General features: G+C 68.4%; 11 protein-coding genes and 3 pseudogenes. 6 read left to right on the forward strand and 8 right to left on the reverse strand.

Annotated features, from left to right (window positions below; translation table 11 throughout):
* Window positions 1–220: 220 nt before the first annotated feature.
* From ACIRJP_RS41280 to ACIRJP_RS41300, 5 genes are all read right to left on the reverse strand, one after another.
* Window positions 221–634 (reverse strand): SgcJ/EcaC family oxidoreductase, encoded by a 414-nt coding sequence (locus ACIRJP_RS41280; protein WP_404186205.1) that lies wholly within the window; start codon window positions 632–634, stop codon window positions 221–223.
* Window positions 635–867: 233 nt separating this feature from the next.
* Window positions 868–1242 (reverse strand): hypothetical protein, encoded by a 375-nt coding sequence (locus ACIRJP_RS41285; protein ID WP_266501900.1) that lies wholly within the window; start codon window positions 1240–1242, stop codon window positions 868–870.
* Between the two features lie 69 nt (window positions 1243–1311).
* The gene (locus tag ACIRJP_RS41290) at window positions 1312–1776 is read right to left on the reverse strand and encodes a roadblock/LC7 domain-containing protein (RefSeq protein ID WP_266501902.1); all 465 of its coding nucleotides are present in this window, start codon (window positions 1774–1776) and stop codon (window positions 1312–1314) included.
* Between the two features lie 38 nt (window positions 1777–1814).
* Window positions 1815–2591, reverse strand: a complete 777-nt coding sequence (locus ACIRJP_RS41295; RefSeq protein WP_404186208.1) for a transcriptional regulator — start codon at window positions 2589–2591, stop codon at window positions 1815–1817.
* Window positions 2588–3010: a hypothetical protein gene (locus tag ACIRJP_RS41300; RefSeq protein WP_266501908.1), complete on the reverse strand. Its 423-nt coding sequence runs from the start codon at window positions 3008–3010 to the stop codon at window positions 2588–2590. Before ACIRJP_RS41300 ends, ACIRJP_RS41295 begins: the two co-directional genes overlap by 4 nt.
* Before the next feature lie 230 nt (window positions 3011–3240).
* On the opposite strand from ACIRJP_RS41300, the gene ACIRJP_RS41305 reads away from it, so the two are divergent.
* The 4 genes and pseudogenes from ACIRJP_RS41305 to ACIRJP_RS41320 all read left to right on the forward strand — a co-directional run.
* Window positions 3241–3462 (forward strand): hypothetical protein, encoded by a 222-nt coding sequence (locus ACIRJP_RS41305; protein ID WP_404186220.1) that lies wholly within the window; start codon window positions 3241–3243, stop codon window positions 3460–3462.
* Window positions 3463–3479: 17 nt separating this feature from the next.
* A pseudogene (locus tag ACIRJP_RS41310) lies at window positions 3480–3860 on the forward strand (ATP-binding protein).
* A gap of 290 nt (window positions 3861–4150) precedes the next feature.
* Window positions 4151–4660 (forward strand): GNAT family N-acetyltransferase, encoded by a 510-nt coding sequence (locus ACIRJP_RS41315; protein ID WP_404186210.1) that lies wholly within the window; start codon window positions 4151–4153, stop codon window positions 4658–4660.
* Between the two features lie 372 nt (window positions 4661–5032).
* A pseudogene (locus ACIRJP_RS41320) lies at window positions 5033–5349 on the forward strand (transcriptional regulator); the annotation flags it as partial.
* Window positions 5350–5368: 19 nt separating this feature from the next.
* Here ACIRJP_RS41320 and ACIRJP_RS41325 read toward each other — a convergent pair.
* From ACIRJP_RS41325 to ACIRJP_RS41335, 3 genes and pseudogenes are all read right to left on the reverse strand, one after another.
* The gene (locus tag ACIRJP_RS41325) at window positions 5369–5491 is read right to left on the reverse strand and encodes a DUF6221 family protein (RefSeq protein WP_404186212.1); all 123 of its coding nucleotides are present in this window, start codon (window positions 5489–5491) and stop codon (window positions 5369–5371) included.
* Between the two features lie 311 nt (window positions 5492–5802).
* Window positions 5803–6612 carry a hypothetical protein gene (locus ACIRJP_RS41330; protein WP_404186214.1) on the reverse strand — a complete coding sequence of 270 codons (810 nt, stop codon included), beginning with the start codon at window positions 6610–6612 and terminating at the stop codon, window positions 5803–5805.
* Window positions 6609–6851 (reverse strand): annotated as a pseudogene (locus ACIRJP_RS41335) (isochorismatase family protein); the annotation flags it as partial. The pseudogene ACIRJP_RS41335 and the gene ACIRJP_RS41330, both read right to left, overlap by 4 nt.
* A gap of 519 nt (window positions 6852–7370) precedes the next feature.
* On the opposite strand from ACIRJP_RS41335, the gene ACIRJP_RS41340 reads away from it, so the two are divergent.
* Both ACIRJP_RS41340 and ACIRJP_RS41345 read left to right on the forward strand, forming a co-directional pair.
* Window positions 7371–7886, forward strand: coding sequence for a hypothetical protein (locus ACIRJP_RS41340; RefSeq protein WP_404186216.1), 516 nt, complete (start codon window positions 7371–7373; stop codon window positions 7884–7886).
* A gap of 85 nt (window positions 7887–7971) precedes the next feature.
* The gene (locus ACIRJP_RS41345; protein ID WP_404186218.1) at window positions 7972–8451 is read left to right on the forward strand and encodes a hypothetical protein; all 480 of its coding nucleotides are present in this window, start codon (window positions 7972–7974) and stop codon (window positions 8449–8451) included.
* Window positions 8452–8559: the final 108 nt, after the last annotated feature.

Here is an 8559-nt window from a genome sequence, read left to right on the forward strand (position 1 = left end):
CCGCCACCGAATACCGCGCCGAGATGACCACCCGCTTCGTGATCTGGGACCAGATCACCGGCGCCACTACCCCGCCCACCACAGCGTGACCCAGGTCCCCGCCCAGACCGCTACACGCCCTGACGCGCCCTCAATCGATCAACATCCCACCAACGTGACAACGCCCACACTGACGTTGGACACCCTCGCCGCGTGCGCGCAGCGAATCCGTCCGAATCGATCAGTCGGCGACGACCCCCGTGTTCTGGCAGGCGGTCAGCAGCCAGCGGCCGTCGTCCTGCTTGGTCATCACATACAGAGGGGCCCCCTCGCTCTCGTCGTCCGGGCTCAGGTAGCGCTGACGGACCTTGACCGCCGCGACATCGGGGCGGATGAAGAGCACGTGAACCACCTCGTAGCTGACCTTGCCGTCCCAGTTGGCCGCAGGGAGCACCTGGCGGGTGAACTCCGATATCGCGTCGAGGCCGATGAGAACCTTGCCGTGGGCCGTCGTCCAGACCGCGTCGGGGTGGAAGAGGGCGAGGAATTCGTCGGGGTCCTTGTGCTGCTGGGAGCGCTCGACGGTGGCAACGACCTGCTTGACGGCTTCGATGTCTGCGGCGTACGCCGTGGGTTCCGTAGTCATGTGGACCATGGTGCAACCTCAAGCATGGTTGAGATCAAGAGAGTGATCGGCGCGTTCGCCGTCCGCGCGCAGCTCCTCGTTCTCCCGACCTCTCCGGGCTGCCGCTCGGGCGTTCTTCGCCCACCGGCGCAGATCGTGTTCAGGCGGTCGGCCGATGTCCAGGCCCGGGTATCGGACGACCGGGCCGATGGCGGGGGACGCCGCGCCCGGCGGGGCGCGGCGTCGGCGCTGAGGCCGCCGGGTCAGACCTCCAGTTCGGCCTCGATCCGCTTCAGCTGGTGGCGGGCCATCGCCAGGTTGGCGCGGCCCTTGTCCAGCACCAGGTACAGGAAAAGGCCGTTGCTGCCTCGGGCCTTGAGCAGCCGGATCAGGTGGTACTGGCCGCCGAGTGTGATCAGGATGTCCTCGATCTCGTCCTGGAGGCCGAGGTGTTCCATGGTGCGGAGCTTGGCGCGTACGACATCGGTGTTGCCCGCGGCCGCGACCTCCAGATTGAAGTCCTTGCCGCCGCCGAGGGTGCCCAGCGCCATTCCGCTGGTGTAGTCGACGAGGGCGACACCGAGGGTGCCCTCGATCGACGTCATCGCTTCCTTGAGTGACGCTTCGGTGTTCGACATGCGTGCTCGTTTCCTTTCCTGGCCGGCCGGGTCGACCGGATCCTTGGGTTGTCTGCGGGGCATGTGGTGTTACGTGCGGCGCGGCAGCGGGCCGGGCCGCGGGGTGGGCGGCTCGGGGGCGTGGGCCGGGGGTGCCGGGTGTGCGGCGCGTTCCAGCGCGGCGTCTATCAGTTCGCCGATGCGGGTGCCTGCCCGGCGGCCCTCCAGATGGAGCCTGCCGACGTTGATCCGGTCCTCGGCCAGCAGCGTGAGGACGGCCGAGGAGCCTGCGGCGTACGTCGCGATGTAGCCGGTCCCGCCCCGTACGAGAAGTTCGCGGAAGCCGCTCCGGCCGGTCGCATCCGTCATCCGGATCGCGACGCCGAGCGCGGCCGCGGTCAGTGCGGCGACGCCCTCCGCCTCCACGCCCGGCGTGTCATGGGCCAGGACGAGACCATCGGTGCTGGCCGCCAGAGCGCCGGAGAGGAGCGGGACCCGGGCCCGTAGTCTCTGGAGTTCGGCCAGCACATCCTGCGCTTCGGCCTCGGGCACCATCAGCTGTCTCCTCCCGGCACGCTGTCTGAGCGCGCGTATCACAGGGCCTCCAATGCGTCTCGGAGCTGGCGCAGCAGCGCGACGTCGGGGTCGGCCGTGACCTCCGGAAGCGCGATCCGGCCGGGGGCGGCCGCGGCCGACAGCTCCCGTACCGCTTCGACCAGTCCGGCCGCGGCCAGGCGGTGCAGATCGACCAGGACATGGAACGCTGGCCTGCCCAGCTCCTGGGCGATGTCCGATGCGGTGCGTGCCCCGTCCGCGAGATCGAGCACGCGGCGCCGGCCCGGCGGAACGGGTGCGTCGACGGAGCGGCCCGTCCGTACGAGCGGTGCGCTGTCGGTCACCGCGTCGGGCCAGATCCGTTCCAGCAGCTCCCGGCGCCGGAGCGTCTCGCGCTGCACGGCATCGACGGGGACGGGGCGGACGGGGCCGATCCAGTGGGAGACCCCGTAGCGGAATCGGGCCGGGGTCCGGGTGGGGGCGAGTGCGAAGAACGCCGCGTCGTACAGCGCGCCCAGGTGGCACAGCTCCAGCGCCCCGCCCGGCACCCGCCCGCTGTCCACCAGATAGCGGCCGACCCATTGCCCGGCGCCCGCCCTGGCGACCGCCTCCCACCAGCCGTCGCGGTGCAGGGCGCCGCCCGTGGTGAGCAGGACGTCGATACCGGGTGTCGCGGGGCTTTCGGCGTGCACCACCTGGCCCTCGGCGAGGTACAGGGTGCCACGGTCGCGCATCAGGGCGCCGGTGGCGCGTTCGGCGGCGAGGCGCTGCAGCATGGGGGAGAGGGGCGCGACCGGGGCGGGGGCGGTTCTCATGCCAGGACCAGACGCTGGGCCATCTCGCCCAGCCGTATCCGGGCGAGGGCCAGATTGCCCTCCGCGCGGTCGAGCCAGAGATGGACGAAGACGCTGCTGTCGAAGGCCGTCTCGACGAAACGGAGGATGTGGTACCCGGCCCGGGTGGTGACGATGACGTCTTCGACCGGGGGCGGCGCTCCCTCGACTGCCCCTTCGGGTAACGCGGTGGGCGGTTCGGTGGCCTCCCGTGCGAAGGCGGGCTGCTCGGCCGCCATCCGCGCGACCTCGGCCGTCTCCGCGGCGGTCGCCTCGTGGTCGCCGTTGGGCGATTCGCCGATGGTGCCGAGGGCGAGGCCGCTCGTCCAGTCGACCACCGCGGCGCCGCGGGCGCCGGGCAGCCTCATGACTTCGAGCAGGCACTCGTCGATTCCGGGCACGCGCAATCCCCTCCCGACGTGGCGTACGGCTGTGACCCAGAGGCTACGCAACGTGCTTGCCCCAGGTGGCGGTTCTGGCATTTTCCATGGGTACATGCGCAAGAGATCTCCGGAGGGCGGGCCGGACCCGCCGCTCGGGCCGGATCGGCTGGGAAGCGATCCGGGACGACACCCAGGTTGCGGTCCAGGCCCCACAATCGTGCACCGGCCCGCCCGACTTCTGGACTGCCGTGAAAGCGGCTGCGGACGGCTACCGGGCCGACCGGCAGGCGGGGCAGCCGGTCCGGCTGGAGCTGTGGTGCGAGACAGCCGGCATGGTGCCGCAACTCGCACGGCTCGGCTCCGGCTTCGGAATCGCCTGCTTCTCCGGCGGAGGGTTCGACGGCCTCGTCGGCAAACACAACGCGGCGCAGCGTGCGGTGGCCGGGGCACCGGCAAGTCCCACCTGCTGATCGGGGTCGGTACTGCGATCGCGGAGGCCGGACTGACCGTCCGTTACATCACCACCCAGGCCCTGGTGAACGAGCTCGCCGAAGCCGAGGCGGCCAGGCGGCTGTCCTCGCTCATGGCCCGCTACACCAAGGTCGACCTGCTCTGCCTGGACGAGTTCGGCTACGCGAACCTGGACTAGAAGGGCGCCAAGCTGCTGTTCCAGATTTTCACCGACCGCGAGGAACGCAAGGCCACCGCGGTCGCCACGAACTCCCCGTTCGCCGAGTGGGACAAGAGCTTTGGCGACCGCCGGCTCTGCGCGGCCATCGCCGACCGCATCACGTTTCGCTGCAACCTGATCCAGACCGGCACCGAGTCCTACCGACTCCAGGCCACCTGCGACGAACGCTCGATCTGACATCGGCCTCGGTACCGGTGGGCTCGCGCGTCATGGCGGAACAGCCGGCCGCTCCACTGTGGGACGGTCGGCGATGCCTGCGAGGCGACCCGCTTACGCCCTGCTAAGGTCTCGATCAGTAGTGAGCCTTCCTGGCCCGGATACAGCATCCGCCGGGGAGGCTTTTTTCATGCCCGGGGCCGCTTGTCCGGGGGCCAGCACCGATCAAACGAATGCCAGTCCCGATCCTCGGTCCTGCCGATCCGGGCATGTGGAGCTCGCCGGTTGACCACCTCTGCAAAAGGAGTCTCGTGCCAGACGTATCCATTCGCCTCGCAGGCACCGCCGACCGCCCCACGGTCGAGCGGCTATGGCTGATGTTCCGCCATGACATGTCGGAGTTCCACGGTCTGCTGCCCAACGCTGACGGCACCTTCCGCAACGACCGGCTCCACATGGCCTTCTCTGAGCCCGACTGGACGCCATACCTCCTGACAAGCGGTGACAGCCCTGCTGGGTTCGCGTTCGTCCGCAGTTTGACCGCCCCGACGCGCGTGCTGAACAGCTTTTTCGTAGCGCGCGGCGCGCGGCGGACAGGGATCGGGCTGCACGCTGTTCAGGAAATCACGGCCAGGCACCCAGGCTCGTGGGAAGTCGCGTTTCAGGACGCCAACATCGCCGCGGTGCACTTCTGGCGCCGCGTCGCCACGGAGATCGCCGACGACGCATGGACCGAGGAACGCAGACCGACCCCAAGTCGGCCCGACTTGCCTCCTGACGTCTGGATCTCGTTCAGCACCCCTGCGGTGACTCACGACTGAGCGTCAAGGCAGGGAAGCCGCCGAACGCACTTGGTGGCCGGCGATAGACGATTACGCGAGCCCACCAGTAGATGCTCCCCAAGGCCGGACACCGCGCAGCCCCGACCGCATACCCGCCGGGATAACGAAGCCAGGCCCTTTCGCACCGTGCCTGTCAGGGACACGGACCGACAGGGCCCGGTGGCACACAAGCTATCGCCAAACACCGCCAGATCACGGCGGACACTCCACATCCGCAGGCGGGACGTCACTCGATAGGGGGGCTCCCGAACCCGTTGACGATCATGGACCTGCGTCGGGCCCACCCTCGCCACGAACGGAGCAAAGTGGCTCCCAATCTCGCCGATGCAGTGGCTCCCGTTCACCCCGACAAAATCACTGGAGCGCATCGACGCCGCCTACCGCCAGGTCCGCCGCCAGAACGTTGCCCGGTATCTCCTGAGGCGCCTGAACGCCGGCGGCGGGACACGGGTGGAGATCCGCCCGCTGAACCAGTCGCAGGTGCCGCGTCCGCTCCAGCGGATGGTGGAGTACCGCACGATGAACGTCCGCCGCTGGGACCGCATCGTCGAAGCCTGGTCAACCGGCGACCAGCAGGGCCTGGACGACGCCTGGGAGGACGTCATCGTCGACCTGGGATCCCAGTGGGGCAGTACGAGTACGTCACCAACATCGGCTTCGCCGCGTAGGGCCTGTCTCCTTGAAAGGCTATGGGCGCCATTCCTGGCGATAGGCGGGGTGTTCGGCGTATGACTGGACAAGGACTCGCAGCGCGTATGTCAGGCCGGCCGAACGGGTGCAGGCGGGAGTCGGTTTATGGTGCTTCCTCACGAACTGCGACGGCGGGGCACCGTCCGAGCCTGCGGCTACTCCGTCTTATCTGTGTGCTCCCGGATTGCCGCGGCGACGTCGAGCAGGGCGTACGCGATGGCGGATAGCCCCTCCCCGATCGCGTCGGTCTGCTTGTCCTCTCCCGTCTGCTCTGCCGCCCGGTCCGCCCGGCCCTCCGCGTAGTCCTTGTACAGGCGTTGTCACGTTGTTGAGTGTGTGAGTGCCCAGACAGGAGCATCCCCAGCGCGCGCCACGGGGTTTACCACGCCCCCGGCGCGCGCTTTCGCGATGCACAAGAAGGCCGGACTGTTCTACCGACCGACCCGTCCGAGCCGCAGGTCTCGGTGGAGGAACCACGCCGTAATCGCGACGACCGTCCCGCAGACCGTGGGTACGAGCAACCACGGGAGGCCCGTCCAAACGGTGGACAGACCCACGACGGCGCAGCTGGCCCCCGTGACGATGAGCAGCCATTTGCCGTACGGCTGCCAGGTGAAGAATCCGGGGTCGCGCGGCCTGACCAGACGCACCGCACCGAACATCAGCGCCAATGCCGCCAGCAGCCCCGCGAACGTGCTGAAGGCGGCTGTCATCTGGGGTTCGTCGCGAGGCGCGTCGGCGGAATTCTGCCGGACGTCTCCCTCGGCGATCACCACGACGACGCCGCGCCACACGGTACCGGTGACCCGGTTCCCCCGCTCAAGCTCGCTCAGCACCGGTCCCGGGTCGCCGAACGGCACGACCATCCTCGGGAAGGGCTCCGGGCCGAGCAGGGTCGCCCGCATGCCCTTGGGGTGCTTCCGGGCGCCTTCGACTGTGAAGGTGACGTCCCGCAGGCAGTCTTCTGCCCTCGATATCACCCTGCGGGTGGGACACGTCTCGGCCGCCTTGTACTCCTGGTACAGGGCGCGATCGGCGGGCAGCCAGGTGGTGAGGATGGAATGGCAGCTCAGCGCGGCGATCAGGGACAGAACGATCAGCGCCGCACCCACCAACCGGTTCCCGCCCGCCGTCGGCGGCGGTCCGTCCGCCCCCGGGTGGTGCCGCTTCTCATCGTGGTCATCGCTCGTCTCCCCGCCGTTGCCCACCGACAGGCGCCAGTTTCTTACAGCTACGATCAAGCAGGCAAGGAGATCGACCGGCAGTCGGAGGTCACTGGTACTTGCCGTATCCGGGCAACGGCCAGCGGCTCCAGGTTTTCGGCCGTGGTGCCCGTCTCGCCGAGGCACGGGAAGATCCGCTCGACGCCGCCCCCGTGTGCCTCGGGGTCGGCGTCGGCCATCGCGTCGGTGGCGCGCGTGACGTGGTGGCCGTGCTCGTACGCGGCCCGCACGGTGGACTCGACGACCCCGCGGCGCCGCCGTCGGCTGACACAGAAAGGCGGCCTGACGTACTCCCGTACCGCCCGGAGGCCGGCCGCGCCTCCCGTGGACGGCCCCCAGCACCACACCTACCTGCGAGCTCACCGGCATCACAGAGCAGTCGGTTTCGGCCGGAACGAACCCCACCACGATCCCGAACCAGCACCGGCCCACGTCAGGGGCAGACAGAAGCATCCCCAGCGCGCGCCACGGGTTTTACCACGCCCCCGGCGCGCACCGAAGGTGCGCTGGATCGCTGACCTGACGAAAGGGGTGGCCCTGCGGGACGTGCGAAGTGACCGGGGGCCATCCCAGGAGCACCGTCCTGTCAGGGCACTCATGACCGACCGTACGAGCCGCGGTGGTTCACCGTCTGGTGAGCTGTTGCATATGCGATCACTCTGGTTGCAGGTACAGCCGCAGCGGCCGTCACGGGGCACGATTCCCTCGCCATGCGATCACTCATGGGCTATGTTGAACGTGTTCAAATGTTGCGGAGTGCGAGTTGCCGTGAAGGGATGATGATGGTCATGCCCCACGCGGCGGCCAGCCCTGGCATGCGCCGAGTGCTGGCACGGATGGGGCGGTGCGTCCTGTCGTACGTCCTGCTGCACGTGGCCGTCTGGATCGTCATCGCGCGAGTGGTCCCGGACTGGCCCTTCCTCGATAGCGCGCGGCTCGGCCTGCTGATGCTGGCCTTCACCGGCATTCCCACGGTGCTCCTGGCGATCGTGGCCGGACTGGCCCACCAGCATCTGGAGGTGGCCCGGTTCCGGGCCTTGCTTGCTTTCCCCATGGCGCTCTTTGCGATTCCGCTCATCGGGGCGGCCGCGGCCGAGCCGCTGGTGCTTCAGGTGATGGCCCAGGTGGCCTTCGCCGTGTGGTTGATGCCTGCGCCGCTCGTCCCGGAGAACTGGGTTGGGCCTTGCCCGAGTAAGGAGCGCGCAACCGATGACGCGTCTTCAGAAGCGTTGAGACGTTGTGCCCCGTGTGTGCCCGATCAGACAGGGCGTGGCGGCGGGCAACGTGGTTGATCAGGACTGGGAAGCCGGGGTGAGTGGTGGTTGAGGTGGCCGCGCAGGCGAGGCCTTCAGGAAGTCCGCACGTACAGAGCCGGAGTTGGGTGTACTCGGCGACGAGTACTACGCCGCCTGGGGCCACCTCACGCCAAACCCGCACGGACGGGAGTTGTGTAGAGGGATGCTGATACAGGAAGCCGAACAACCAGCTCCTGGGATACGTCGTGCACTGGGACGGATCGGCCGATGTCTCCTGACGTATCTACTCCTACACACCACGGCGTGGCTGATCATCGCGCTTTTGGTTCCGTGGGAAGACTCCACCGCGCAGATCGTTAGGATCAGCCTCGGTATGCTCGCCTTCATTGGCCTTCCGACGCTTCTTCTCGCGATCCTGGCGAGCTTGGGGCACAGAAAGATGGTGCCGGGGCGGTTTCGGGGGGCACTGGTCGCTCCGATGCTGGCGTTCATCTGGCCGTGCTTGGCCGCCAGCACGGCGGAACCTCTGGTGTTCGAACTCATGGTCCAGCTCGCGTTCGCCTGCTACTTGATGCCAGTACCGCTCCTGCCCGAGAAATGAGTGGGGGAGCCCTACTAGGGAGCGTATCGAGTCGTGATCAATCTGCGGGATGTGCCTTCGTGGCACGGTCTGGTCCGGTAGACCGTCTTGCGTGACGCGAGTGCAACT

Origin of the sequence: Streptomyces sp. NPDC102437 (assembly GCF_044765565.1) — a bacterium.
GTDB lineage: Bacteria > Actinomycetota > Actinomycetes > Streptomycetales > Streptomycetaceae > Streptomyces.